At 72.5% G+C, this 26,329-nt stretch carries 25 protein-coding genes; 11 read left to right on the top strand and 14 right to left on the bottom strand.

Annotated elements, in window-relative coordinates; genetic code table 11:
* Positions 1-64: 64 nt before the first annotated feature.
* Positions 65-532 carry an HNH endonuclease gene (locus tag AB0I71_RS31190; RefSeq protein ID WP_357590778.1) on the bottom strand — a complete coding sequence of 156 codons (468 nt, stop codon included), beginning with the start codon at positions 530-532 and terminating at the stop codon, positions 65-67.
* 114 nt (positions 533-646) lie between these two features.
* Between AB0I71_RS31190 and AB0I71_RS31185 the strand changes: the two genes are divergently transcribed.
* Complete coding sequence (locus tag AB0I71_RS31185; RefSeq protein ID WP_357590776.1) at positions 647-1,645, top strand: tyrosine-type recombinase/integrase; 999 nt, start codon at positions 647-649, stop codon at positions 1,643-1,645.
* 29 nt (positions 1,646-1,674) lie between these two features.
* Here AB0I71_RS31185 and AB0I71_RS31180 read toward each other — a convergent pair whose 3' ends face one another.
* The 4 genes from AB0I71_RS31180 to AB0I71_RS31165 all read right to left on the bottom strand — a co-directional run bounded on the left by AB0I71_RS31180 (position 1,675) and on the right by AB0I71_RS31165 (position 5,200).
* A complete protein-coding gene (locus tag AB0I71_RS31180) occupies positions 1,675-2,457 on the bottom strand; it encodes an FkbM family methyltransferase (RefSeq protein ID WP_357590774.1) in 783 nt (260 codons plus the stop codon).
* Between the two features lie 55 nt (positions 2,458-2,512).
* On the bottom strand, positions 2,513-4,045 hold the full coding sequence (locus tag AB0I71_RS31175; protein WP_357590772.1) for a glycosyltransferase family 39 protein: 1,533 nt from the start codon (positions 4,043-4,045) through the stop codon (positions 2,513-2,515).
* A 109-nt stretch (positions 4,046-4,154) separates the two neighbouring features.
* Positions 4,155-4,502: a transcriptional regulator gene (locus AB0I71_RS31170; protein WP_357590770.1), complete on the bottom strand. Its 348-nt coding sequence runs from the start codon at positions 4,500-4,502 to the stop codon at positions 4,155-4,157.
* Between the two features lie 5 nt (positions 4,503-4,507).
* On the bottom strand, positions 4,508-5,200 hold the full coding sequence (locus AB0I71_RS31165; protein WP_357590768.1) for a hypothetical protein: 693 nt from the start codon (positions 5,198-5,200) through the stop codon (positions 4,508-4,510).
* Between the two features lie 159 nt (positions 5,201-5,359).
* Here AB0I71_RS31165 and AB0I71_RS31160 point away from each other — a divergent pair, with 159 nt between their 5' ends.
* Both AB0I71_RS31160 and AB0I71_RS31155 read left to right on the top strand, forming a co-directional pair.
* Positions 5,360-5,785, top strand: a complete 426-nt coding sequence (locus AB0I71_RS31160) for an Hsp20/alpha crystallin family protein (RefSeq protein ID WP_357590766.1) — start codon at positions 5,360-5,362, stop codon at positions 5,783-5,785.
* 106 nt (positions 5,786-5,891) lie between these two features.
* Positions 5,892-6,350: a hypothetical protein gene (locus tag AB0I71_RS31155; RefSeq protein WP_357590764.1), complete on the top strand. Its 459-nt coding sequence runs from the start codon at positions 5,892-5,894 to the stop codon at positions 6,348-6,350.
* A 4-nt stretch (positions 6,351-6,354) separates the two neighbouring features.
* Here the strand turns inward: AB0I71_RS31155 and AB0I71_RS31150 are convergent, their stop codons facing one another.
* From AB0I71_RS31150 to AB0I71_RS31120, 7 genes are all read right to left on the bottom strand, one after another.
* Complete coding sequence (locus AB0I71_RS31150) at positions 6,355-7,056, bottom strand: ABC transporter ATP-binding protein (RefSeq protein WP_357590762.1); 702 nt, start codon at positions 7,054-7,056, stop codon at positions 6,355-6,357.
* Positions 7,053-8,024 carry an ABC transporter ATP-binding protein gene (locus tag AB0I71_RS31145; RefSeq protein WP_357590760.1) on the bottom strand — a complete coding sequence of 324 codons (972 nt, stop codon included), beginning with the start codon at positions 8,022-8,024 and terminating at the stop codon, positions 7,053-7,055. The genes AB0I71_RS31150 and AB0I71_RS31145 overlap by 4 nt, the downstream gene beginning before the upstream one ends.
* Positions 8,021-10,702, bottom strand: coding sequence for an FtsX-like permease family protein (locus tag AB0I71_RS31140; RefSeq protein WP_357590758.1), 2,682 nt, complete (start codon positions 10,700-10,702; stop codon positions 8,021-8,023). Before AB0I71_RS31140 ends, AB0I71_RS31145 begins: the two co-directional genes overlap by 4 nt.
* 55 nt (positions 10,703-10,757) lie before the next feature.
* Positions 10,758-13,964 (bottom strand): ABC transporter permease, encoded by a 3,207-nt coding sequence (locus AB0I71_RS31135; RefSeq protein WP_357590756.1) that lies wholly within the window; start codon positions 13,962-13,964, stop codon positions 10,758-10,760.
* Positions 13,965-14,098: 134 nt separating this feature from the next.
* A complete protein-coding gene (locus tag AB0I71_RS31130) occupies positions 14,099-14,785 on the bottom strand; it encodes a thymidine kinase (RefSeq protein WP_357590780.1) in 687 nt (228 codons plus the stop codon).
* A gap of 137 nt (positions 14,786-14,922) precedes the next feature.
* Positions 14,923-16,317, bottom strand: a complete 1,395-nt coding sequence (locus AB0I71_RS31125; protein ID WP_357590754.1) for an MFS transporter — start codon at positions 16,315-16,317, stop codon at positions 14,923-14,925.
* Between the two features lie 22 nt (positions 16,318-16,339).
* Positions 16,340-17,110, bottom strand: a complete 771-nt coding sequence (locus AB0I71_RS31120) for a glycerophosphodiester phosphodiesterase (protein ID WP_357590752.1) — start codon at positions 17,108-17,110, stop codon at positions 16,340-16,342.
* Positions 17,111-17,216: 106 nt separating this feature from the next.
* Between AB0I71_RS31120 and AB0I71_RS31115 the strand changes: the two genes are divergently transcribed.
* The 3 genes from AB0I71_RS31115 to AB0I71_RS31105 are packed head-to-tail and all read left to right on the top strand — an operon-like array spanning position 17,217 to position 20,027.
* On the top strand, positions 17,217-17,939 hold the full coding sequence (locus AB0I71_RS31115) for a hypothetical protein (RefSeq protein ID WP_357590750.1): 723 nt from the start codon (positions 17,217-17,219) through the stop codon (positions 17,937-17,939).
* Position 17,940: 1 nt separating this feature from the next.
* A complete protein-coding gene (locus AB0I71_RS31110; RefSeq protein ID WP_357590747.1) occupies positions 17,941-19,665 on the top strand; it encodes a hypothetical protein in 1,725 nt (574 codons plus the stop codon).
* Positions 19,662-20,027 (top strand): hypothetical protein, encoded by a 366-nt coding sequence (locus AB0I71_RS31105; protein ID WP_357590745.1) that lies wholly within the window; start codon positions 19,662-19,664, stop codon positions 20,025-20,027. The genes AB0I71_RS31110 and AB0I71_RS31105 overlap by 4 nt, the downstream gene beginning before the upstream one ends.
* Before the next feature lie 83 nt (positions 20,028-20,110).
* On the opposite strand, the gene AB0I71_RS31100 is transcribed toward AB0I71_RS31105, so the two are convergent.
* Positions 20,111-20,890, bottom strand: a complete 780-nt coding sequence (locus AB0I71_RS31100) for a lysophospholipid acyltransferase family protein (RefSeq protein WP_357590743.1) — start codon at positions 20,888-20,890, stop codon at positions 20,111-20,113.
* Positions 20,891-21,067: 177 nt separating this feature from the next.
* On the opposite strand from AB0I71_RS31100, the gene AB0I71_RS31095 reads away from it, so the two are divergent.
* Together AB0I71_RS31095 and cydB are read left to right on the top strand one after the other, a co-directional pair.
* The gene (locus tag AB0I71_RS31095; RefSeq protein WP_099845805.1) at positions 21,068-22,480 is read left to right on the top strand and encodes a cytochrome ubiquinol oxidase subunit I; all 1,413 of its coding nucleotides are present in this window, start codon (positions 21,068-21,070) and stop codon (positions 22,478-22,480) included.
* Between the two features lie 14 nt (positions 22,481-22,494).
* Positions 22,495-23,493, top strand: a complete 999-nt coding sequence (gene cydB, locus AB0I71_RS31090) for a cytochrome d ubiquinol oxidase subunit II (RefSeq protein ID WP_357590740.1) — start codon at positions 22,495-22,497, stop codon at positions 23,491-23,493.
* A gap of 39 nt (positions 23,494-23,532) precedes the next feature.
* Here the strand turns inward: cydB and AB0I71_RS31085 are convergent, their stop codons facing one another.
* Positions 23,533-23,970, bottom strand: coding sequence for a hypothetical protein (locus tag AB0I71_RS31085; protein ID WP_357590738.1), 438 nt, complete (start codon positions 23,968-23,970; stop codon positions 23,533-23,535).
* Between the two features lie 92 nt (positions 23,971-24,062).
* Between AB0I71_RS31085 and AB0I71_RS31080 the strand changes: the two genes are divergently transcribed.
* The 3 genes from AB0I71_RS31080 to AB0I71_RS31070 are packed head-to-tail and all read left to right on the top strand — an operon-like array spanning position 24,063 to position 26,216.
* The gene (locus AB0I71_RS31080) at positions 24,063-24,521 is read left to right on the top strand and encodes a MarR family winged helix-turn-helix transcriptional regulator (RefSeq protein WP_357590736.1); all 459 of its coding nucleotides are present in this window, start codon (positions 24,063-24,065) and stop codon (positions 24,519-24,521) included.
* A gap of 2 nt (positions 24,522-24,523) precedes the next feature.
* Positions 24,524-24,991, top strand: a complete 468-nt coding sequence (locus tag AB0I71_RS31075) for an OsmC family protein (protein ID WP_357590734.1) — start codon at positions 24,524-24,526, stop codon at positions 24,989-24,991.
* Positions 24,992-25,046: 55 nt separating this feature from the next.
* Positions 25,047-26,216: a GNAT family N-acetyltransferase gene (locus tag AB0I71_RS31070; protein ID WP_357590732.1), complete on the top strand. Its 1,170-nt coding sequence runs from the start codon at positions 25,047-25,049 to the stop codon at positions 26,214-26,216.
* The last annotated feature ends 113 nt before the right edge of the window (positions 26,217-26,329 follow it).

Here is a 26,329-nt window from a genome sequence, read left to right as displayed (position 1 = left end):
CTCGTCGTCACCTACCTCGCCGCCACCATCGCCTACCGGCGGAGGATCGCATGAGGGGCTCGGGTCAGGACGACGCTCGCCCGTACGTCGCACGGGCCTCGGCCACCTCGGCCGCCCGGCGTTCACGCCAGCGTTTCTGCGCCAGGCGGTTGCAGGTCCGGCAGACCCGTCGCAGGCGGCCCGTGGCCGGCTCGGTCTCCCGCTCGTGCCCGTTGCGGCAGCGCGGACGCTGGGTGCGTTCCCGGCAGTTGTCCGCGTGGCTGAGCTGGCGCAGATGGGTCGGCTCGATGCAGTCCGGCGCCCCGCAGTCGTGATGGACTTCGAGGGTGGGGTCGTAGTCGCCGACGAAGACCACGTACGCCGCGATGTGCGCCCAGGCCCGACCCGCGAGCTTCTGGTGCACGCCGCGTCGGCTGCCGTAGCCGCGCACGATGAGGCAGCCGTCGTCGGTGCGCACCGAACGACTCAGCAGGTACGCCCGGAGGGTGTCCTCGGTGAATCGTCGGGACAGACCGTTGACCTGAGACAGCACCGCGTCAGCGTAAGGGGCCGGGTGCGACGCGGCGTCGCCTCCCGTCGGCAGCCGATCATGAAGTGTCGGCGCGCCTGATCGTCAACACACATCAGGGCTGAGAGCATTTTTCACATGCATCCGCACAACACTCCGGTGCAGTACCGCCCATCGGCCTACCCGGCCCTGCCCGACGGGCCGATGGCCGTCACCGACGCGTGGTTGCGTAACCGACGGTTGAGTGAGCACACCCGCGACGCGTACCGCCGTGACGTCGGCGGTTGGTTGGCCTGGTGCGCGACCCGGGAGCTGGACCCGCTGCGCGCGAACTTCCTGCACGTCAACCAGTACGGGCGGGAGTTGGAGAGCAGCCTGGCCGCCCGGACCGGACGCCCGTTGACCCCGGCGACCGTGGCCCGGAAGCTGTCCGCGCTGTCGAGCTGGTACGACTTCCTGGTCAAGCTGCGGGCGGTCGAGTCCAATCCGGTCTCCGGAGCCGACCGGCCGCGCGTCGATCGGGACCACTCGGTCACCGTCGGTCTGGCCCCGGACGAGGTGGACGCGCTGCTCGCGGCCGCCGAGGCGGAGACGGGCCCGACCGCCGCCCGCAACCGCGCCGCCATCGCTCTCCTCGCCGACCTGGGGCTACGGGTGGGGGAGCTGGTCTCGCTGAACCTGGACGACCTCGGCGCCGAGCGGGGGCACCGCAGCGTGCGGTTCGTCGGCAAGGGCGGCCGGTCACGTCGCCGGGCGTTGACCCCGGGCACGGCGTACGCCGTCGACGCGTACCTGGCCGAGCGGGCCGCCGCGCAGCGGGTGGACGTGGCGGAGCTGACCGGTCCACTGCTGGTCACCGCCAGCGGCGCCCGGCTCGACCGACACTCGGTGTTCCGGCTGGTCCGGCGGCTCGCCCGCACCGCCGGGATTCCCGCGTGGGCGCGGTTGTCACCACACTCCCTGCGACACGCCTTCGCCACCACCGCCCGCGCCGAGGGGGTGCCGTTGGAGGACGTGCAGGACGCCATGGGCCACGCCGACCCGCGCACCACCCGCCGCTACGACCGGGACCGGCACAACCTGGACCGGGACCCGGCGTACGCCATCTGGGCGGCCCGGGCCCGCCGCCGCGGCTGAGCACGCCGGTCGGCGGGTTCGACCCTCGGTCAGCTGCTCGCCGACCGGACGCAGTACACGTCGCCGGAGTTGGCCTCGTGCGGCAGCGCGAGCAGGTGCGCGGCCATCTCCTCGGCGTCGACCCACCGCCCGAGGGTCAGCGCCTTGTCATCACCGAGGGCCACGTCGAATCCGCCGAAACCGAGCGTGGCGAGCCGGTCCAGGCACCGCAACGCGACGGCCCGTCCGATCGTGGTGAACTCGAACGACAGTGCCGGCAGCGGTTGGCTGAGTCCGGCGAGTACGGCGTCCTCGAAGCCCTCCACGTCGATTTTGACGAAGGCCGGTGTGCCGTGCTCGGCGATGAGCGTGTCGACGGTGGTCACCGGTACCTCGATCTGGCCGTCCCAGACCTGGTCCTCCCAGCCGCCCGCACCGGCGGCGGCCGCGACGAAGTCGGTGGAGGCGGTGGAGACGGTGGGGTTGGCCGAGTTGACCAGGAAGCCGATGCGGCCGGGTTGGGCACCGCAGGCCGCCTCGATCAGGGTGACCTGGTCGTCGTCGGCGTAGATGGCACGCAACGCCCGCAGGCACAGGGGTTGCGGTTCGACGGCGATGACCCGGGCGCCCAGGCGGCGGAAGCTGCCGATGTGGTCTCCCACGTGCGACCCGATGTCGAAGACCAGGTCACCGGGGCGGACGAAGCGGGCGTAGAAGGCGTCCATTGCCGCGTCCCGGTCGGGGTTGCCGTAGTAGACCTCAAGCGAGCGGCGCAGCGAGGCGGTGCGCGGGTCTGTCTTGAGCGCCTCGACCGCGGCGGAATGGGTACCCATCGCAGCACCTTAACCCGCCCGGCGTGCTCGCCGTGGCGGTCCGCGTGGCTGCCGTTCACCCCGTGTGACGTACCTCGGTGTCCCAGACGTCGGCCCACGGACGCCGCAGCCCACGGCACAACCAGATCGGTCCGCCGTTCTCGTCGTTGTCCACCGCCACCCCCAGGTCCACCCGCCCGGCGAGGGTGACGTCGGTGAACCAGGACCGTAACCGGTCCGGCCGCGACCAGCCGACGGCAATCACCACGTCCGCGTCGTCCGGCGGCCGGCCGAAGTCGGCCATGCTGTTGTGTCCGGAGTACGCGGCGGGCAACCCACGCTGCGGACCGAACCGGGCCACCGCGCCCGCCTCGCCGTAGTTGCCGGTGAGGATGATCGCCCGGGCCTGCTCCTGCGGCGGCAGGGTGCGGTGCACGGCGGCCAGCGAGTCGGTGAACGCCGGCCAGCCGATGGTCTCCCCGGCGTCGTAGTTGACCGCCAGAACGAAGGCGGGCAGCCGGTCGGCCGGCAGTACCGGCAGCAGCAGCACCGCGTTGCTGGCGGTGGTGAGTACGACAACCGCCACCAGCAGGGTGCGGCGTACCCGACCGCGGGCCGCCCAGCCGGCGGCGACGACCGCTCCGGCGGCGGTGAGTACCAGCAGCAGCGGGGCGTCGTAGTAGCCTTTGCCGCCGAGGAACAGCACGATGCCGGCCACCACCAGCCAGGCCCAGCCGAGCGCCCGGTAGCTGCGCCAGCCGGACCGGCGCAGCAGCACCACCAGCCCGGTCACCCAGATCGGCACCACGAACGGACCGATGATCACGAAGTGCAGCAGCAGGGCGTCGAGCCGGCCGCTGTAGGAGCTGTCCCCACCGGAGATCGTCGCGGCGACTCCCAGCTGCGGGAAACCGTTCACCGCCTGCCAGCTCAGGCTCGCGGCGGCGAGCAGCCCGAACAGCGCGGTGGCCGCCAGCACCCACCGGTCCCGCAACAGCCGGCGTGGCCCGGCCAGGGTCAACCCGGCCACCAAACCCACGGCGAGCAGCGCGGGCAGCAGCTTGTTGAACATGCCGACGCCGAGCACCAGCGCGACGGCGAGGGCCCACCGGCCGTCCCCGGTACGCAGCAGTCGCACCGTGCACAGCGCCGCAGCCAACCAGATCACCAGGTCGACGGTGGTGGTGCTGAGCAGATGACCGGTGGCCAGCACGATCCCCGACGCGGCACCGAGCAGCGCGGCGAACGTCTGGGCGCTCCGGTCCGCGCCGAACTGTCGGGCGGTCGCGGCGACCAGCAGCGTCGCGCCGCCGGCCAGCAGCGCCGACGGGGTCCGCAGGGCGAGCAGGCTGCCGGGGGCGACGGTGTCGGCGAGTCGGGCCAGCGCCGGTACCAGAGGCCCCTGGTCGACGTACCCCCAGTCGAGGTGCTTGCCGGCGAGCAGGAAGTACAGCTCGTCGCGGTGGTAGCCGTACCGGGGGGACAGTGCCAGCAGGACCAGGGTGACCGTCCCGGCGACCAGCCACGGCCCGATGGCCCGGGGTCCGGGCGCGGGGGCCGGCGGCTGCGCTGTCGCGCCGGTTCGGACCTGCGGCGTCGCCGTCGTCACCGGGACATTGTCGCCCGCGCCGGCCAGGTCGGTAATCCCCCGGGCGGGTCGCGGACCGGGGCCGATGCCGAATCGTCCGGCGGGGCCCGGCGCTCCGCCCGCATGGCGGTCACCGGTCCTGCGGCACGTCGGTCGTCCCGATCCGCGCGATGAGCAGCTTCAGTCGTTCGACCTCGTCCGCGAGGGCGGTACCGCCGGCGGCGGTCAGGGTGATCCAGGTACGGCCGCGCCGGCCCTCGTAGCCCTTTTCCACTTCGATCAGGCCAGCGTCCCCGAGCACGCTCAGGTGCTTGGAGAGGTTGCCGGCGGTCAGGTCGAGCTGGGTACGGAGGTAGCCGAACTCGACCCGGCGCGCCTCGTGGGTGATGGCGAGAATGCCGAGCCGGACCCGCTGGTGCACCACGTCGTCCAACCCGGTGGCCGGGTGCGTGTCACTCGGGTCCGGATTGCCGGTCATGGCCGTCACCGGTGCCGGCGGCGGGCTGCCGCGAAGCCGGCCGCGCCCAGCAGCAGCACGACGGCGCTGACGAGTTGCGGCAACGCCATTCCTGCCCGGATGCCCCAGTGGGGTGGTCCCCAGCCGTTGTTCATCGGCAGGACGAGCAGCACCATCGCCAGGTAGCCGACGGTGAACAGCCCGAGCGCGAGGTTGCGCTCCAACCGCGCCAGCACCAGCAGCGCGATGCCGATCATGCTCCACGGGGTGAGCAGCCGGTCCAGCAGCAGCCACCAGTACGGCAATGGCTGCTCCGGCAGCGGGTGGCTCGGGAGGTAGAGGGCCGCGGCCACCCACGCGGCGGTGAACACGACTGTCGTCACGGCGCCGGTGATCGCGTACGGCAGCACCCGGGAACCCAGCCCTCGGGCCCGGGCGGCTCGCACGTAGCAGACGGCGATCGTCGCGTACGCCAGCAGCAGCGCGGCGGGCCAGTAGTACAGCACGCCTCGCCGGGAGAACTCGCAGCTGCCGTCGGGCAGGCAACGCACCGTCATGCCGAACCAGTCGAACGGGATCCCGACGAGCGTCACCGTGGCCAGCACCAGCAGGGCGAGCCAGGTCACCCGTTGGTCGAGACGTACCTGCCGGGTGAGGGCGCGTACGTCGGACAGCAGCCGGCGGGGATCCCCGTCGGCGGGCACCGAAGCAGTAGTCATGCCAACAGGTTTCCACAGCAAACCAATTGGCGCTAGTGCCATTCGGGCGCCACCGGCCCACTTGACGGCGCGCGTCGGGCGCGCTAAATAATGAAGCAGAAGTTGAGTCGCACGGACTCAACTAAGGACCTTCGGCCAGGAGAACCGAGGAGGTACCCGATGCTGATGCGCACCGACCCGTTCCGTGAGATCGACCGGCTCGCCGAGCAGTTCTTCGGCAGCACCAGCCGCCCGGCCGTCATGCACATGGACGCCTACCGCGACGGTGACTACTTCTACGCCGCCTTCGACCTGCCCGGAGTCGACCCGGAGAGCATCGACTGCACGGTGCAGCGCAACGTGCTGACCGTCCGCGCCGAACGTCGCCGCCCCGCCGGCGACACCGTCGAACTGGTCGCCGCTGAGCGCCCGATGGGCGTCTTCAGCCGCCAGCTCTTCCTCGGCGACACCCTCGACACCGACAAGCTTGAGGCCGGCTACGACAACGGCGTGTTGACGCTGCGGATCCCGGTTGCCGAGCGGGCCAAGCCGCGCCGGGTCACCATCAGCGCGACCGGCAACGGCCGCAAGGAAATCAAGGCCTGATCAACGACCTGTCCCCGGCGTGGCCGGACGGGACGCGGTGCGGTCCCGCCCGGCCACGCCGACTTTTCCGCCCGCCACGGCGGCCGATTCTCTACCGTCGAGTGGTGTGGGCGCTGCGCAGCCGTGGAGCAGACCGGCCCGGCGACGCCATCCGATGCGGACCGGCCTCGCCGTCGCCGGAGCGGGGGTGGCGCTGTGCTGCGTCGGGGTCGCCGGGCTGGGTGCCTGGAACCTGCAACTGGTGACCCAGGCCGCCGCCCCGGTCCGGGAGACCGCCGAGGGATTCCTGCGCGAGGTCACCGCGGGTGACACCAGCAGCGCGTACGAGCGGCTCTGCGCCGACGCGCGAACCCGGTGGAGCGAACTCGGCTTCACCAGCTGGGTGCGCACCCCGCCGGTGGTGCGCGACTACGAGATCGTGGACGTGTCCGTGGCCACCAGCGGCGGTCGGCCGCACGGCAAGGTCACCGTGCTGCTGACCCGCGACACCGGCAGCAGCGAACAGCGGGACCTGTCGGTGGTGCGGGAGGACGGTGGATGGCGGGTCTGCGGCGACCCGTACTGACCTGTCACACCCCGACCGGCTCGGCCGCCTCCACCAGCCGCCCGTCACGCAGCACCAGCACCCGGTCGGCCAGTTCCACGAGCGTCGGGTCGTGCGTGGCGACCAACGCGGTCATCCCCCGGGCGTGCACCAGGGCCCGCAACAGGTCCATCACCGCACGGCCGGTCTCCGAGTCCAACTGGCCGGTCGGCTCGTCGGCGATCAGCAGCGCCGGGTCGTTGGCCAACGCCCGGGCGATCGCCACCCGCTGCTGCTGCCCGCCGGACATCTCGTACGGCCGCTGCGCGGCGTGGCCACCCAGGCCGACCAGTTCCAGCAGCACCGACACCCGCTCTTCACGCTGCGCGGCCGAAACCTTCGCCAACCGCATCGGCACCCCGACGTTCTCCGCCGCGGACAGGATCGGAATCAGCCCGAAGGACTGGAACACGAACCCGATGGTGTCCCGGCGCAGCCGCAGCAGATCCTTCTCGCTGGCCGCGGTGACCTCCTGCCCGGCCACCCAGACCCGCCCCGAGGTGGGCCGGTCCAGGCCACCGATGAGGTTCAGCAGGGTGGTCTTGCCCGCCCCGGATCGGCCCCGCACCGCGACCAGCTCACCCCGACCGGCACGCAACGACACGTCCCGAACCGCGTGGACCACCCGGTCGCCGCCGCCGTAGTCACGGCTGAGCCCGTCGACCCGGATCAGATCCTGTTCGCTCACCGCGCACTCCTCTCGTCGCCGGAGCGGACCTGCACGTGGTCCGGCTCCAGGGTCAGCCTCACCCGGTCCCGCAGGGCCAACGCGTCCACGAAGCCCGCCGGCAGCTGCATCCGTCCGGCCCGGTCCAGCACCGCGTACTCCTCGGTGACCAGTTCCTCCACGCCGTCGGCGCCGACCCGCGCGGTGCGGTGCACCTCCGAGGCGGTCCGGCCGTCGCGGATCGCCACCGTACGGCGGACCTGGGAGGCGACCTGCGGGTCGTGGGTCACCACCACCACCGTCACCCCCAGCTCGGCGTTGATGGTGCGCAGCGCGGCGAAGACCTCCCCGGCCGTCGCCTCGTCCAGCTCACCTGTCGGCTCGTCGGCGAAGAGCACCTCCGGGTCGTTGGCCACCGCCACCGCGACGGCGCAGCGTTGCTGCTCACCACCGCTCATCTGCCCCGGCCGACGGTCCGCGCAGTAGCCCACGCCGACCATCTCCAGCAGCTCGGACGCCCGCCGCCGAGCGGCCCGGCCACCCCGGCGCGACAGCCGCATCGGCAGCTCCACGTTCTCCCGCGCGCTCAGGTACGGCAACAGGTTGCGTCCGGTCTGCTGCCACACGAACCCGACGGTGTGCCGCCGATACCGCAGCCGCTTGGCGGCCGACATGGTCAGCAGGTCGTAGCCGGCCACCCGGGCGATGCCCGCGGTCGGCGTGTCCAACCCGGACAGGATGTTCAGCACCGTCGACTTGCCGGAACCGGACGCGCCCACGATGGCCAGCAGTTCACCACGGTCCACGACCAGGTCGAGGCCCTGCAACGCGACGACCTCCACGCCCTCGCTGGTGAAGATGCGCACCAGCCCGTCGCAGACGATGTGCCCGCGCAGGCGGTCCGCGCCGCCGGCCCGTGCGGCGGCCCGTTCCGCCGCACGCCGCTGCAACGTCGCCAGGTCCGGAACATCCGGTGCCACAGTCGTCATGGGTTCTCCTCTCCCAGACGCAGCACCTCACCGAGGCGCATCCGTCGGTTCATCAGGTTCTCCACCGCCAGCCCGGTCGCCAGGCCCAGCACCACCAGCCCCAGTACCGAGGCCAGGACCAGCGGATCCAGGTGATCGCGGATCGGCACGCCGGGCGCGAACGCGGACAGCCCGAGGGTGGGTCCCAGGATCCGGGGTAGGGCCACCCCCACCGCCGCCCCGGTCACCGCCGCGACCAGGACCAACGGCACCAGCTCGTACACCAGCAGCCGCCGGCCACGGCCGGCGGACAGCCCCAGGGTGCGCAGCCGGGACAACATCCGACCCCGGCCGGCGGCGTCGGCGACCACCGCGAACCCGACGGCGAGCACGGCCAGCGCGGTGCCTCCGGCCGCACCGGCGGTGAACGCCAGGGTCAGTACGTCGTTGGCCCCGGTACGGTCCAGGTCCTCGCGGTACGCCCGCCGGGTCTGCAACGACGCCGGCACCTGCGTACGGGTCACCGGCACGCCGAGCACCTCCGACTGCCGCTGCCGCTGCGCGTCGTCGGCCACCCGCAGCAGCTGCGCGTCGTCGATGTCGTCACCGGCGACCAGATACCGGTTCGGGATGATCGGCGTGTACTCGTACTCGGGCAGCGCCTGCCACGGCAGCACCACGAACCGTTCGGTGCCCAACCCCACGCCCGGGAAGGCGTCGGCCAACCCGGCGACCCGGAACTCGTACAACCTGCCCTGTACATCCACGGCGGCCCGGTCACCGACACCCGTGGCCACCGCCGGGGACACCACCGCCGGCACCGGCCCGTCACCCCGGGCGGCGGCCCGCAGGGCGGCCGGCACGTCCACGTCGACACCACTGCGCGCCACCACCTCGGCGAACGCCGGAGCGTCCACCACCAGCACCCGGGCCGTGCCGATCTGCCGGGCCGGCGTCGCGGCGTCCGGCACCAGCCGCCGATTCGAATCCACCCACACCCGGGCCACCGCCGTCACCCCGGACACCCGGGTCAACGCGTCGCCGGCGTCAGGGGCGAAGGTGTACCCGGTCAACCAGGCGTCCGCCGGCACCGTCAAGGTCGCCGCCCGGTCCCGGGCCGCGCCGACCGTGGTGGTGACCACCCCGCCGAAGACCCCGGTGCTGACCGCGACGATCAGCACCGCCAACGGACCCAACGCCACCGGCGCGCCCCGTCCGGCGCGGGCGACACCGAGGAACAGCAACGCGCCCCGGGCCCGCGCGGCCACCCGGCCGGCCAACCGCAGCGGCCACGGCAGCAGCCGTACCGCCACCAACGCGGCAGCGACCGCGACCAGCACCGGCACCGAACTGAGGTACGCGTCGACGCCGGCACCCGGGTCCAGACCACGGCGGCGCAGCAGCACCACCCCGAGCCCGGCCAGCACCAGCACGCCCGCCTCGACGGTCAGTCGCCGCGCCGACGGGCGCCGCCAGGCGACATCGGCCCGACCGGTGACCACCCCGACCCGCCGCTGCGAGTGCATCGCCAGCACCGGCACCACCGCCGTGGTGAGCACCGCCAGGGCCAGCACCAGCCACGGAAAACCACCGTCGCGGCCGGGCACCCGGGTGCCGACAAGCCAACCGACGAGCACGGCGACCGGCTGCACGGGCGCGGACTCGGCGAGGGTACGCAGTCCGATGGCGGTCAGGGCGGCGCCCCGGGCCCGCAGCAACGCGAACTCCTCGCGTCGCCGCAGCACCGTCAACCGGGCGGCCAGCAGGATCAGCCCGAGCAGGCTGGCGACCAGACCCGCCTGGACGACGGCGAGCAGGGCCTGCACGGCGTGCAACTGTCCCGCGAAACGCGACAGCGCGCTGTCCAGCGACGTCTGCACCGTCGCTCCCGAGGTCCACGACATGCGGCGCGCCTCGGCCACCGCCGCGGTCACCGACTCCAGCGTCGAGGTGTTCAGGCGCTGCTCGTCGAGGCGGTACCGCCAACCGCTCACGGCGGGTACGCCGGTACCGGCGGCGACGACGTCCACACCGACCCAGTCGGTCACCCCCGCCACGATGTACGGCTCACCGTCCAGCACCGGGATCACCGGCTCCAGGGCGTACCCAAGGTCGTCCCAGACCGGGTCACCGGCGTCGCGCGGCTCGAACACCCCGACGATGTGCGCGGGCGCCTGACCGTCGCGACCGGCGAACCGCAACCGTTGGCCGGCGCGCAACGACAACGTCTCGGCCACCGCGCCGGAGACGACGACCTCGGCCGGGCCGCCCGGGCGGGTGCGCGGCCAGCGTCCGGCGGTCAGCTCGGCCGCCTCCGTGACGCCGGTCTGGGCGCGCAGCCCGAACATCTTCTGTGCACCGCCGTCCATCGGCGGATCGTCGCCGGTGGCGAGCAACTGCTCCTCGTCCAACGACGCCGCGTACCACCGGCTGTTCACCAGGGTGGGCAGCGGCGACGGCAGCTCGGCGGCGTAGCGGTCCAGGTCGGCCTGCCCGGCCGCGGCCGGCGCGGGCCGCTCCACGGCGAGCGAGACGTCACGGACCAGGTGCGGCAGCCGGGCCACGTCCGCGCGCAACCCCCGATCGGCGTACTCGCCGGTCAGCCGGGGTGCGGCGGTCAGCAGCAGCGCCGCCACCAGCCCGAGCACCGCCAGCAGGCCCACCTGCCCGCCGTACGCTCTGATCCGCCTCGCGCTCACTGGACCGGCCTTTCGTTCGCGGCTGCGGGGCCCTGTCTCGCCGTACTCCTCGGGTTCACTGGTCCTCCCCACCGCGCAGCTGCGCGGCGGTGAGCCGGCGCCGCACGCTCACCGACACCGCGGCGCTGAACGCCAGTGCCAGTGCCAGCAGTCCGACGCCGGTGCCCAGCACCGGCGGCCAGTCGACGCTCAGCAGCGGCGGGGGATCGGGACGGTCCGCCGACGGGGTCAGGATGACCAGCGGGGCCATCGTCGCCGCCACGCCGATCCCCACGGCCAACCCGACAAGCACCCCCATGCCGGCGAGGAACGACTGCTCGGCCAGCAGCGACCGGGCCACCAGGCGGTGACCCGCGCCGAGAGTGTGCAGCACCGCCAGTTCCCTGGCCCGACGCCGTGCCGTCGCGCTGACGTCCACGGCCACACCCACCGCGGCCAGCAGCACCGCGGCGAGGGCGGCGACGAAGAGCGCACCACGGGCGCCCACTCCGAACGGGTCGCGAGCCAGCTCGTCGGCGACGTCCTGGCGATCCAGCACGGTCAGGTCGCCGAGTTCGACGGCCGCACCGGCCACCTGTGCCGCCGCTCCGGGACGGGCGGCGACCCACCACTCCTGCGGCGCGCGGACGATGCCCCGCTCGTGGAACAGCCGGGCACGCAGCGACGGCAGGTCGACGAGCAGCGCGGCGTCCTCGACGTCGCCGGGCAGGGCCGCGACCCGGTCCACCACGACCACGTCGACCTCGGCACCACCCAGGAACAGCCGGGTCTGCGCCCCGACATCAACGTGCAGCACGTCCAGCGCCGACCCGGTGGCGACCACCGGCACCCGGTCCGTGCCGACCGGACGGGTGACGGCCAGTTGCACCGGGGTGCGCGGGGCGTTCCAGTTCGCCGGAGTATCACGTTCGTAGCGGCCGGACAGGGTGGTGCCGGAGACCGTCGACGCGGTGGCCGTCCCGGCGCGGTCGACCAGCTGCCACGCCCCGTCCACCGCCAGGTCCACCCGGCTGCCGGTGGTGCTGTCCGGGCTGGCCCGCAGGTTCGACAACCGCCAGTCGAGGCTCAGCCGCGGGCCACCGAGGGTCTCGGCGGTGAAGCCTGCCAGCCGCCACGGTCCGTCGCCGGCCGGCAGATCGACGGCGAACCGCAGGGGCTGACCGTCCCAGCCGGTGGTTCCCAGGGCCACCCGACGGTGGTCGCCCCGGGCGTCGCTGAGCACCACCTCATGGCGGATGGGCGCCGAGCCGTCCTCGACGTCGCCCCGGGTACGCAACTGGCCGGTCAGTCGTCGGGTGCCTGCCGGCAGCAGCGTCTGCGGTGCCTGCACCCGCGCGTCCGCGAGGCCGCCGAGCAGCCGGTCGGTGGATCCACCGGCCAGGTCCGAACGGAGCCGCAGCACCGCGCCCGCGGTGCCGGCGTCCACCGCCAACATGGTCGCCGGCTCGGCGCCGGAGCCGAGACGCACCGGCTCCCGCCAGACCGGCAGGACCGCCCGGCTCCCCGGCAGACCGGCGAGCTGGTCGGCGCGGCCGTCGGGGGCGGCACCCTTGGCCTCGGTCAGCCGCAGATCGGCACCGACCCGGTGGGCGGCCTGGTCATCGAGGGAACGTTGCGACGTCCCGGTGAGAGACCAGGCGAGGGTGCCGACCGCCACGGCGAGGGCGAGCAGCAGCACCGGACCGGCGTGCGGGCGACGGCCGGCCTGCCAGGTGCCGAGCATGACGGCGGTCCACGGCCGGCGGTCCACCCAACGCGCCGCCAGCCGGACCAGCGGCGGCAGCAGCCGCAGCGCGAGCACCGCCCCGGCCAGCACCCCGAGCGTCGGCGCGGCCGCCAGCAGCGGATCGATGCCCAGCTCGCCACCTCGGGACCGGGACAGCGGGGACGAGTACCGGCTCAGCTGGTACCAGCTCAGCAGGGCCAGGCCGACGAGCAGGACGTCCAGCCCGGCCCGCTGGACCATGCCCCGCCGGCTCGGGCGGGACCGGCTGGCCAGGTCGGCGACGTAACTGTCGCCCCGGCGCAGGCTCGGGCCGATCATCGCCAACGCGCAGCCGGCGGCCGCGAGCCCGGCCACCAGCCACACCGTCGAGTCGGCGGAGAGGTCCGGACGAAACGACACGGCGCCGAGTCCGGGCAGCCGGCCGGCCAGCCCCAGCAGCTCCACGACGAGCGGTGGGGCGAGGACCACGGCCGGCAGGACGACAAATGTGGCCTCCCGGGCGGTCAGCCCGGCCAACTGCCAGCGGGCCGCGCCCCGGGCCCGCAGCAACGCGGTCTCGCCCCGCCGGTGCTCGGTGAGCAGGATCGCCACGAGCAGTAGCGCGTACCCGCCGAGCACCACCACCAGCAGCATCGGGGTGACCAGGGCGGACCGGCCGACGAGGGTGGCCTGTTGCAGGCGGTGCACCAGGGCCACCAGGTCACTGGAGACCACCGCCGACTCGCCGAGGCCGGCCTCGGCCGGCGTGCTCGTGGTGATCCGGCCCGCGGCGTCGGCGAGCCGGTCCAGGGCGGCCGGGCCGACCCCGGCCAGATCGGGCTCGACCAGCCAGCCGGCGGAGGCGTTGGCCAGGAAGTGGGTGGCGAAGTCGTCGCGGGACACCGTCAGCGGGCCGTAGGTGGCCGCCTGCGGCAGTGAGCCGGTCGCCGTCTCCGGCGCCAGCCGCCAGTACGCGGCGTCCGGGTCGACGGGAGTGAACACGCCCGACACGACAACCTCGGTGACCCGCCCGCTGAGCCCGTCGGTGATCGGGATGCGGTCGCCGACGCCCACCCGCAACGTCGTCGCCGCCACCTCGGCGATCGCGGTCTGCACCGGACCCGCCCCGGGCTGCGGCCACGCCCCGGCGGTCAGCCGGGCGTGCGCGGGCAGATCGTCGAGGAACATCACCGACGCGTAGGTGGTGCCGCTACGGTCGGCGACGGCGTCACCGGTGTCGCCGCGCAGCTGCCGACCGGCCGCGTACCCGGCGGTGCTGACCCGGGCCGGCAGACCGGCCAGGTCGGCGGAGACCCGCTCCCGCAACGCGCCGTCGCGTTCCCGCAGCGCCTCGTCGGTGCGCCCGGCGGAAGCGCGTACCAGGATCGAGCGCTCCTCGGCGGTGGCCGCGGCCAGCACGTTGCGGGTGCCGGAGTCGACGACGTCCCGGTTGTACGCCGCCAGACCGGTGAGCGCGACGGTGGCCACCAGCGCCGCCCCGGCGGCGGCCAGCAGCAGGCCCTTCGTGGCCCGGGCACGCCGCAACGCGAACCTCATTCGTCCTGTACCCCCGCCGGTTCGCGGGCCGTGCGGCCCCTGGTTGCTCCCGTCATGCACCAGAAGGGGCCGACCACCGGGAAAGGTTCGCAGCGGTGATCGTTTTGTTATCCAGCAGCGATCAGGACGGCTGCTCAGGTGCCGGGCGTCACACCCCGGGGGCCGAGGTCACCGGCGCGGTGGTGCCGCCGGCAGAGCACCTGGTAGCGCACGTCCGCGGTGTCGACCGTGTCGCCGATGACGACCTGTGCGCCCTCGCGAGCCACCCGCCCGTCGGCGACGCGGGCGTTGAGCAGGCCCTCACGTCCGCACCAGCAGAGCACCTCGACCTGGATCCGGGCCACCGAGTCGGCCAGTTCGAACAGCCGCTGCGCGGCCGGGAACAGGCAGGAACGGAAGTCGGTGGCCAGACCGAAGGCGTACACGTCGACGTCGTAGCTGTCGACCAGGTCGGCCATCTGCTCCACGTGCTCGACGGCGTAGAAGCTGGCCTCGTCGCAGATCAGGTAGTCCACCCGTACCCCGTCGGCCCAGGCGTCGCGCACCAGGGTGCGCAGGTCCAGCGAGTCGGTCACCTCGATGGCCTCGTGGGCCAGCCCGATCCGGGTGGTCACCTGCGGTCCGAGCGAACGGTCGATGCGGGTGGTGACCAGTCCCCGGCGTCCCTGCCGGGCGTGGTTGTAGTTCATCTGCAGCGCCATGGTGGACTTGCCGCAGTCCATCGGCCCCCAGTAGAACCGCAGCGCGGCGGCGTGCGCCGGCCGCCCGTCGACGCCACGGGCGGCGACACACCCGGCCGGGTTGTCACCCTCACCGGGCAGCGGCGGGCGGGCCAGGCAGGTCGGTACGGCGTCGTCGGTCGTCACGGACCGGCAGCCTAATGCCGGGTGCCCCCGCCACGCCCGACCGGCCCGCCGCTGGTGTCGATCATCGCACTGGCGACGTGCTGATGGCGGGGTCAGAGCACCCGGGGCGGGGTGTTGCCGGCGGCGATGATGGCCCGCCGGATCGGCACCGCCAGCAGCAGCAGGAAACCGACCACGAAGAAGATCAGCAGGGAGACCAGGCCGACCCGGTAGGAGTTGGTCAACTGGAACACCAGACCGAACGCGAGTGGGCCGAGCCAACTGGTGCCCTTGTCGCTGATCTCGTAGAAGCCGTAGTACTCGCCTTCCTTGCCGGCGGGGATCAGCTGACTGAACAGCGACCGGCTCAGCGCCTGGCTACCGCCCAGGACCAGGCCGATGCCCGCGCCGAGCACCATGAACGGCAGCGGCGCCTCGGCCGGCAGCCGGAACGCCGCGATGATCACCGCGGTCCACAGCACCAGGCTGAGCAGGACCGTCTTCCAGGCCCCGATCCGCCCGGCCAGGGCACCCAGCCCCAGCGCGCCTCCGAAGGCCAGGAACTGGACCAGCAGGATCGTCACGATCAGGGTACTCTGCCCCAGCCGCAGTTCCTCGGTGCCGTACTGGCTGGCCAGGGTGATGACGGTCTGGATGCCGTCGTTGTAGACCAGGAACGCCAGCAGGAAGAACAGCGTCAGCGGGTACGCCTTGATCTCCCGCAGGGTGCGGCCGAGCTGCCGGAACCCGTCGGTGAGCACATTGCCGCGGCCACCGGCGGCCAGCGCGGCGGCGGTCGGGTGCTCCCGCAGCCAGCGCAGCGGCACCAGGGTGAACGCCGCCCACCACAGCCCGGCCGAGACGATGGACCAGCGGGCCAGGTCCAGGGTGCGTTCGGCGGTGCCGTTGTCGAACGACTGCACCGCGACGAGGTTCAACGCCAGCAGCAGACCGCCGCCCAGGTAGCCCAGCGCCCAGCCGCGGCTGGAGATGGCGTCGCGCTCGTCCGGCCCGCCAAGTTGCGGCAGGAACGAGTTGTACACCACGATCGCCGCCCCGAAGCTGATGTTGGCGATCATGAACAGCGCGCCACCGAGCAGGTACCGGTCCCCGGTCACGAAGAGCATTCCGACGGTCGCGGCGGCACCGGTGTAGGCCGTGGCGGCCAGCAGCCGTTTCTTGTGCAGTGACCGGTCGGCGACGGCACCGATCACCGGCAGCACGAAGACCGTCAGCAGCACCGACAGGGAGATCAGGTACGGGTAGTACGAGCCGGCGGCCACCTTGATGCCCAGCGGGTACACGTAGCCGGAGCATTCGTCCGCACCCAGTTCGCAGCCGGCGGCGAGCTTGGCCACGCTGGTCAGGAACGGTCCGAGGAAGACGGTGATGACTGTGGTCTGGAAGGCCGAGTTGGCCCAGTCGTAGAAGTACCAGCCGGTGCGCTCGCGGCGGGTGCTGCCCGGCGGTGGGGTGTCCTGCGCCGCCGGGGTGACCGTCTCGGCCATGGGGGTCCTCCGCCCAGGTTGTTCAGGCGGCCCAGTGGCCGCGGCTGCGGTAGACGTCGCGCAGCACGCCGACGTGGTCGGTCATGATGCCATCAACACCAAGATCAAGTAACTCGTGCATCTCGGTGGGTTCGTCGATCGTCCAGACATGCACCTGAAGGCCGAGCCGGTGGGCCGTCCGCAGGAAGCGACTGTCGACCACCGGCACCCGGCCGTACCGCACCGGCACCTGCGCGGCCACCACCGACGGCGGTAGCCGCAGCCGTCGACCGGTCCACGAGGCCCACCGCAGCCGGGCCACCCCGCGCACCCCCAGACTGGTGGCGACCCGCCCGCCGGTCAGCGCCCGCAGCCGGGTCAGCCGGGCGTCGCTGAACGAGGCAAGCAGCACCCGGTCGGCGGCACCGACCCGGTCGACCGTGGCCACCGCGGGCGCCACGCCACCGTCGGACTTGACGTCGATGTTGAACCGCACCTGCGGCCAGGCGCCGAGCACCTCGTCCAGGCGGGGCACCACGGCGGCGCCGCCGACGCGAACCGTGGCCAGGTCCGCCCAGCGCATCGCACCCACCCGGCCACGTTGCCCGGTGACCCGCTCCAGGGTGTCGTCGTGGAACACCACGGCCACCCCGTCGACGGTGCCGTGCACGTCGGTCTCGACGTACCGGTAGCCCAGCTCCACCGCCCGGGCGAAGGCGGCTGCGGTGTTCTCGTCGCCGTCGGCGGCGCCGCCGCGGTGCGCGAAGGCCAGCGGGGTGGGCGCGTCGAGGTAGGGGTGCGCGGTCGTGGGCACGCGGCGCAGTATGCCTGGCCCTGGTGACCGCCCGGTGGCGGGCCGGCGGCGAGCCGGGTGCGTCAGGTCGTCCACACACCACGTCGTACCCGCTGGTGACTGCCGGATGCCGGACAGTAATCTTCCCCGCTCGCTCGGCGATGGCGAGAATGCCCGGGTGATGGCGTGGACCAATCCCGCAGAGCGACGTGACGACCCGCCCCAGACGCCGGCGGTGCTGACCATCCGTCCCGTGCACGCGCTGCCCGGGCGGGTCCCGTCGCCGCGCCGCACGACGGCCCGTCACCTTCCGTCCGGGTTCTGGGCGTTGCTGGTCACGACGCTTGTCGCCGGAAGCCCCGGGGGATTCGCGGTGATCCGGGAGCTGAGCCTCAATCTGCCGCGGACCGACGGCCCCGCCGGGATCGTCACGACCATGCTCGACGCGATGCTGCTGGGACTGTCGTGGCTGCGCTGGGGCAGCGCCGACGGTCCGGAGACGCTGTCCAGCTTTCAGCTCGCGCAGAACGCCCAGCTGGCGCTGTTCCTGCTGATCGTGCTGGTGGTGCTGCGCAGGCTGGCCGCCGGTGCCACGCCGCCGCGGGCGTACCGGATCTTCGGCACGCTCGGCGCCACGGTGGTGGCGGCGCTGCTCGCCACGGTCGGCGGCGTCTTCGTGCACCTGGCCGTCGACAGCGGCGTCTACGTCGGGTCGGCCATGCGCGGGGAACTGTTCAACGAACTGGTACGGGCGCTGCTGTGCGGTCTCGTCGTCGGTCTGCTGCTGGCGGCGGTGCCGGCCCGACGGCCCCGGTCCCGACCGACCGTCCCCGGCCTGGGAGGCAACTGACATGGTGATCCGGCAGGCCACCGCCGAGGCCCCGACGACAGACCCGGCGGACGCCACGAGCGAGGCGACCCGCTACCTGTGCGTGGCGGCCCACACCGACGACACGTTCGCCGACTCGGCCCTGGCCGAGGTCTTCGACGACGAACTGCGGGCGGTGGCACCCTCGGTCGGATTCGACCTGAGCACCGTGCTGCGGCACTGCCTGGAGGCACGCCAGCGACGCATCCGCCGCGACGCCGGCCTGCTGATCGCCGGAAGTCTGGCCCTGCTGCTGTCGCCGCTGTGGACGTTGCAGGCGGCGGTGGTGCTGGCGATCGGCATGTCGCTGTCCCGGGCCAACCGGCGCGGCCCGTACGGTCCGCTCGCTTCGGTGCTGGCCCTCGTCGGGGTCGCCGTGGTGTCGCTGTGGCTGATGGCGCAGTTCGCCGGGTTCGACACCGACGGTGAGAGCGGCCTGCTCAGCTGGATGATCGGCCTGCCGTGGCTGGCGCTGGTGGCCGGCCTGGTCGCCTACCTCATCCTCGTGCTGCACCTGTTGGGCACCCGGCAGCTACTTGTGGAGCGGCTGCGGCGCGGTCACTTCCAGCCCACGACACCCGGCACCAGCCCGGTGCCGCAGCGCTACGCCGCACGACTGGCGCAGATCGACACGGCGCAGCGCGGCAACGTGACGATCTACAGCGGGTACACCCCGTTCGTCGGGCACGGCGCCCCGGTGGCCGGCTGGTCGTTCGCCCTGCCGATCCACCGGGCCGAGCAGCAGTTGTCCGATTCGTCGAGCACCGTCACCGGCGACGCGGACGCCACCGTACGGTTCGCCGTCGTGGATCTGATCGACCACGTGCGGCAACGGCTGGCGGCGATCCGACTCGACCCGGCCGGCGATCCGGAGCTCAATCCGGAGCGGCTCGCGGGGCTGGTGCTGGAGGATCGTGTCTTCGTGCACGGCGGTCTGCTGACCGACGATCCGCAGCTGCTGCCCGAGCGCAACCGGATGCCCCGACAACGCTGGTCCGACGAGCGGCTGCGGGCGGTGGCGAGCCGGCCGCAGGGCGCCGCCCGGCATTTCCTGTGCGCCCTGGTGCCGTCCTGGGGTGGCGAGGTGGTGGCCTGCACGTTCCTGCACTTCTCCACCGATGGTCGGGTGCTGTACCTGGAGTGCGCCCGGACCTTGCTGGAGCCGCCCCGCATCGAGTACCACGACGTCGACCGGCTGACCGAGTGGATCCCGGTGCGCCAGTTCGTCCAGTTGTTCACCACCGCCGCCGAGCAGTTGGTACGCACCTCCGTCGGCGCGCCGCTGCGCCTGGTACGCGACGGCGTCCGCGTGTTGCGTCATCAGATCCGGCAGTCGCGGTCGCGGCGGATGGCCCGCGAGGACCTCGGCTACGACTACGGTGCCCGGGCCGGGGTGCGGGAGATGGCCACCGGGACCACCTACCACAACTACTTCCAGGTGCTCGACGCCGCGAAGCATCTCAAGGTGGTCGAGCGTCACGTGCTGGCGGCCATCGTCGACTTCCTGGAGGACAAGGGCGTGGACACCGCCGAGTTCCGGACCCGGCAGACCATGATCCTGAACCAGGGCGTGATCCAGACCGGTGGCCTCAGCGTCGTCGGTAACCAGGCGGTGGGAGCCGGGGCGCGAGCGGAGCAGCAGAGCACCACGGAGCAGCCGTCGCCACAGGGTACGAACCGCCGAGCCGGCACCGGGAGGCCGTCATGACCACGTCCGACAACTCGATCAACTTCGGCATCCAGCAGTCGGGCGGGGTGAGCCAGGTCGGTAACCAGGCGGTGGGTCCGGGAGCGCACGCGGTCGGTGGGGCGCTGTGGGCCACGGCACCGGGAGTGGACGTGCCGGCTCTGGTCGCCCAACTGGTGCAGACGCTCGACAGGCACCGTGACGAGTTGCCGGAGCCGGCCCGGGCGGTGGCCGCCGAACTGCGCGTCCACCTGGCCCGCCCGGATCCGGAACCGGCCCGGGTGACGGCGCTGTTGCAGCGCCTGGCGGCGCTGGCCGCCCCGGTGGCGCCGGTGGCCTCGGCGGTGACCGAGGTGCTGCGGGCGGTGCAGCAGGCAACCTGAGGGTGTGGTCGCAGCAGGCCATGCCTTTCCTGCGCCTGGGACTCGGCTCGCTACGGGCGAGCCTGCTCACCCACGCTCTGCGCTCAGCCGGCGGCGGGACGGCGTCGATGCGCGCGGCTGGTGTCGACCGGCCGGCTCGGGTCGACGTGGCGGGGCCGGTCGGGTTCGTCCGGTCGCAGCGGGGCGAGGGTGTCGGTGAGCGCGTCGATGATCCGGTCGGTGGCCAGCCGGGCCGCGCCGGGCACGGCGCGGGGCACTTCGGCCAGCTCCACCGGGTCACCGAAGTGCACCCGTACGGTCGGGCGGCGCACCAGCGCCCGGGCGATGCCGCGCAGCATCCCCCTGGGCGCGTGGTAGGGCAGTATTTCGTGCGAGCCCCACTGGGCGACCGGGATGACGGGTGCGCCACAGGCCAGGGCGAGCCGGGCGGCGCCGGTCTTGCCGCGTTCGGGCCACATGCCCGGGTCGAGGCCGATGCGCCCTTCCGGATAGACCAGGATCGGCGCGCCGGCGCCGACCGCGGCGGCGGCGTCGTCCAGGGCCCGGTGTACGGCGCTGGTGCCCCGGTCGACGCGGATGTGCCCGGCGCTGCGCATCGCGGTGCCGATCAGCGGGGCGCGGAACAGCCCGCCGGTGGCCATGATCCTGGGTGCCACCCGGCGGGCCCGGCAGGCCGCGGCGAGCACGATCGGGTCGAACGGGCTGATGTGGTTGGCGGCCAGGATCAGCGGCCCGCCGCGGAGCCGGGCCGGGATGTCGCCGGTGACCTCCAGCCGGGCCAGCATCCCGACGACGGCGCGGGCCAGCAGCAGCGCGATGCGCCAGATCAGCGGCGGACGCCAGGGGGAGTGGGCTGCTTCCATCAGCGGGACATGGTCGCACGGCGGGTGGGGACCGGGGCGGCCAGGGCGGGCCGTACGGCAGAGGTGAGCAGGGTCATTGGTCCCGGGGCGGTTCGGGCCGCCCGCCTCTGCCAACTCACGTACGACGCGCTGTAGTATTTACTACGCCTTGTAGTATGAATAGCCTGGGGGTCGCAGGTGGACGCGTTGGACGTCGCCCGCTGGCAGTTCGGTGTCACCACCGTCTACCACTTTCTCTTCGTACCGCTGACCATCGGCCTGTCCGTTCTGGTCGCCATCCTCCAGACCCTCTGGCACCGTACGGGGGACGAGAAGTACCTCAAGCTCACCAAGTTCTACGGCAAACTCTTCCTGATCAACTTTGCCATGGGTGTGGTAACCGGCATCGTGCAGGAGTTCCAGTTCGGCATGAACTGGAGCGACTACTCCCGCTTCGTCGGCGACATCTTCGGCGCGCCCCTGGCCATCGAGGCCCTGGTCGCGTTCTTCCTCGAATCCACATTCATCGGCCTGTGGATCTTCGGATGGGACCGGCTACCCGCCCGCCTGCACCTGGCCAGCATCTGGGCCGCCGCCATCGGCACCAACCTGTCGGCCTACTTCATCCTCGCCGCGAACTCGTTCATGCAGAATCCGGTCGGCTACCGCTACAACCCGGACACCGGCCGAGCCGAGCTGACCGACTTCGTCGCCGTGCTGACCAACAAGGTCGCCCTGATCACCTTCCCGCACACCATCGCCGGCGCCTTCCTGGTCGCCGGGTCACTGCTGGTGGCCGTCGCCCTGTGGCACCTGATCCGCAACCGCGACAGCGCCGACACCCCGGCCTACCGCTTCGCCGCCCGCTTCGGATCCTGGGTCACCCTGGTCTCCGCCGCCGTCGTCGTCATCACCGGCGACATCCAAGGCAAGATCATGACGCAGGTGCAGCCGATGAAGATGGCCGCCGCCGAAGGGCTCTACTCCACCGAGAGCCCCGCGTCGTTCTCCGTACTGACCATCGGCAGCCTCGACGGCAGCCGCGAGCTGTTCGCCCTCAAGATCCCGTACCTGCTGTCCTACCTGGGCACCGGCGACCCCAACGGCACCGTGCAGGGCATCAACGACCTCCAGGCCCTCTACAGCGCCCAGTACGGCGCCGGCAGTTACACCCCGATCATCCCGGTCACCTACTGGAGCTTCCGACTGATGATCGGCTTCGGGCTCGCCGCCGCCGCCATCGCCCTGCTGGTGCTCTGGAGCCAACGCAAGGGCCGTACCCCCACCAGCAGGTGGCTGCTGCGCGCCGGCCTGGCCATGCCGATCCTGCCACTGCTGGCCAACTCCTTCGGCTGGATCTTCACCGAGATGGGCCGCCAGCCGTGGATCGTCTTCGGCGAGATGCTCACCCGCGACGGCGTGTCCCGCAGCGTCTCCCTGACCGAGGTCCTCACCTCCTTCACCGCCTTCACCCTCATCTACGCCGTCCTCGCCGTCATCGAGGTGAAGCTGCTGATCCGCTACGCCAAGGCCGGCGTACCCGACGTCACCCCGGCCCCCGAACCCGACGACACCGACGACGCCGAGCGCCCGCTCGCCTTCGCCTACTGACCCGGAGCCCCACCGTGGAACTGACCACCATCTGGTTTCTCCTCGTCGCCGTGCTGTTCACCGGCTACTTCATCCTTGAGGGCTTCGACTTCGGCGTCGGGATGCTGCTGCCCGTACTCGGCCGCGACGACAAGGAACGCCGCGTAATGATCAACACCATCGGGCCGGTCTGGGACGGCAACGAGGTCTGGCTGATCACCGCCGGTGGCGCCATGTTCGCCGCCTTCCCCGAGTGGTACGCCACCCTCTTCTCCGGCTTCTACCTGCCCCTGCTGCTGATCCTGCTGGCCCTGATCGCCCGGGGAGTCGCCTTCGAGTACCGCCACAAGCGACCCGAGGCGTCCTGGAAACGCCGCTGGGACAACGCCATCTTCTTCGGCTCACTCGTCCCGGCGATCCTGTGGGGCGTCGCCTTCGCCAACATCCTGCGCGGCGTGCCACTGGACGCCGAGCACGAGTACGTCGGCGGACTGCTCAACCTGCTCAACCCGTACGCCCTGCTCGGCGGCGCGACCACCGCGGCGCTGTTCGCCACCCACGGCGCCGTCTTCGTCGCCCTCAAGACCGTCGGCGACATCCGCGAGCGGGCGGCCGCGCTCGCCGTGCGCCTGGGCGTCACCGCGGCCGTCCTCGCGGTCGCCTTCCTGAGCTGGACCCTGACCATCCGCTCCAGCACCGCCGCCGTCGTGCTCGCCGTCGGTGCCGCGCTCGCCCTGCTCGGCGGTCTCGCGGCCGCCACGGTACGCCGCGAGGGCTGGGCGTTCACCGGCACCGCCGCCGCGATCGGCCTGGCCGTGGCCACCCTGTTCGCCGCACTGTTCCCGAACGTGCTGCCCTCCACGCTGGACCCCGCCGGCACGCTCACCGCCACCAACGCCGCCTCCACCCCGTACACCCTCACGATCATGACGTGGGTGGCGGTGTTCTTCACCCCGATCGTGCTGGCCTACCAGGGCTGGACGTACTGGGTGTTCCGCAAGCGCATCGGCGTCGCCCACATCCCGCAGCACTGACCGCCGGGCGGGCCCGGTGGCACCCGGGCCCGCCCGGCGTCACACCGCCGCCAGGGCCTGCTCGGCGCGCCGCCGCACCACCTCCAACACCCGAGCCGCGGCGACCAGGTCGTCGGCGGGCAGATCAGCCCACAGCCGGGCCCCGATCTCGGCGGAGGCCGCGGCGACCAGGTGCTGGGCCTGCCGCCCGGTCGGGGTCAGCGCGACCCGGGAGGCGTCGGTCGGCAGCGGCGCCACGAGCGTCGCCGCGATCAGCTCGGTGAGCGTGCCGTGCGCCGTCGCGGTCGGCACCTTCACCGCGTCGACCAGCCGGCGGGCGGCCTCGGTGCGGGGGAGCGGGGCGTCGGCGGCGGCCAGCGCGTTGAGCAGCAGCGCCTGCGCGAAGGTCAACCCGAGCCGGCCCAGTTCCCGCTCCAGCACCGCCCGGGTGGCGTAGTGGGTCCGGCCGAGGATCTGCCCGTTGAGGGTGGTGGACATGACAACCCCTATTCATTGGCAATACCAACGTTGGCTTGGCCAACATAACACGGGTCGTGGGTACCACCAACGAAATCGCGTACAGTCACCGCATGGAGCACCCCAGCGCCCCCACCCCCGGCCGACTGCGCACCACCCCCAGCTGGCTGCTCACCCAGACCGCCGCCCACGCCGGACGCCTCGTCACCACCGCACTCGGCGCCCACCACGCCCGCGGCTACCACTACCGACTGCTGGCGACCCTCGCCGAAACCGGCCCCGCCAGCCAGGCCGACCTCGGCCGGCACAGCGGCATCGACCGCAGCGACATCGTCGCCACCCTCAACGACCTCGCCGACCGCCACCTCGTACGCCGCGAACCCGACCCCACCGACCGGCGCCGCAACATCGTCCACATCACACCCACCGGCCGACGCGAACTCACCACCCTGCAACACGCCCTCGACACCGCCCAGGACACCCTGCTCGCACCACTGGACCCCACCGACCGCCGCGAACTCGTCCGCCTACTCGACCTCCTGCTCACCCACCACAACGAACCGAAAGGCTGAGCATGCCCCGCACCCACCACTACGCCACCACCGTCACCTGGACCGGCAACCTCGGCACCGGCACCAGCGGCTACCGCGACTACCGACGCGAGCACGACATCACCACCGACGGCCGCCCACCCATCCCCGGCAGCTCCGACCCCACCTTCCACGGCGACCGCACCCGCTGGAACCCCGAACAACTCCTGCTGGCCGCCCTGTCCCAGTGCCACATGCTCGCCTACCTGCACCTGTGCGCCGACAAAGGCGTCGTCGTCACCGACTACGTCGACCACGCCACCGGCACCATGACCACCGACAACACCGGAAACGGCCACTTCACCGAGGTGATCCTGCGACCACACGTCACCGTCGCCGACCCCGCCACCGCCGACATCGCCACCGCACTGCACGACGACGCCCACCACACCTGCTTCATCGCCAACTCGGTCAACTTCCCGGTCCGCCACGACCCCGTCACCACCACCTGACCAGCCGACCCACAAATTCGGTCGACCCCACCACCACGACCGCTATCGTCGGCCCGTGCCCGACGTGCGTGAACTCACCCCCGACGACCTCGACGACGCCTGGCAGCTCGGCCGGCTCGCCTTCGGCTCCGACCCGCAACCACCCCCACCACCGAACACCGCCGGCCGCACCAGCTGGGGCGCCTTCCACCCCACCACCGGACAACTCATCGGCAAGGCCGTCGACCTGCACGACGAGCAGTGGTGGAGCGGACACGTCGTACCCGCCGCAGACGTCGCAGGCGTCGCCGTCGCCGCCGAGGCCCGCGGCAGCGGAGTCGCCCGCGCCCTGCTGACCACCCTGCTCCGCAGCGCCCGCGACCGCGGCGCCGCCGTCAGCACGCTGTTCCCCACCACCGCCGCCCCCTACCGCGCCTGCGGGTGGGAGATCACCGGACAGCTACGCACCCTCGACCTGCCCACCGCGACGCTGCCCCGGCACCGCACCGACCCACGGCTGACCGTACGCACCGGCACCACCGCCGACCTGCCCGCCACCGCCGAGCTCTACCGACGCGTCGCACACCACCGCAACGGCCTGCTCACCCGCACCCACCGCCGGTTCACCGCCACCGACAACCTGCCCTACGACGGACTCACAGTCGTCGAACACGACGGCCAGCTGGTCGGCTACGCCGGCTGGAACCGAGGGCGCGGCTACGGCCCCGACGCCATCCTCACCGTCGACGACATCCTCGCCACCACCGCCGAGGCCGCCCGCGCCCTCGTCGACGTCCTCGCCAGCTGGTACAGCGTCACCCCGACCCTGCGACTGACCCCGCTACCCGGCGACACCATCAGCACCCACCTGCCCCTGGAACGGGCCCGCGAACACGAACGCGACGCCTGGATGCACCGACCCGTCGACATCGCCCGCGCCGTCGCCGCCCGCGGCTGGCCCACCCACACCCGCGGCCAGGTCACCTTCACCCTCACCGACGACCTCGCCGACTGGAACACCGGCACCTGGCAACTCACCGTCGCCGACGGCCACGCCGACCTGTCCCGCAGCAGCACCGACCCCGACCTGCACCTGACCGTACGCGGCTTCGCCCGCCTCTACACCGGCACCGCCACCGCCCGCACCCTCGCCGAAACCGGACTGCTGCACCACAGCACACCCGACCCGAGCGCCCTGGACCTGCTCGCCGCCGGACCCACCGCCCACCTCATCGACTACTTCTGACAAACGCCGTGGCCCGGTCGTGCTCATCAACTGCACCCTCTAACCCCACCCACTTCACCCAGGTGGCAGGGGTGGGGGTCAGGTGGGGGAGATTGTGGGCCAGGGGACGGTGA

The sequence above is a fragment of the Micromonospora sp. NPDC049891 genome (assembly GCF_040660295.1).
Taxonomy (GTDB): domain Bacteria; phylum Actinomycetota; class Actinomycetes; order Mycobacteriales; family Micromonosporaceae; genus Micromonospora.
This window is presented reverse-complemented; position numbering and strand designations above follow the sequence as displayed.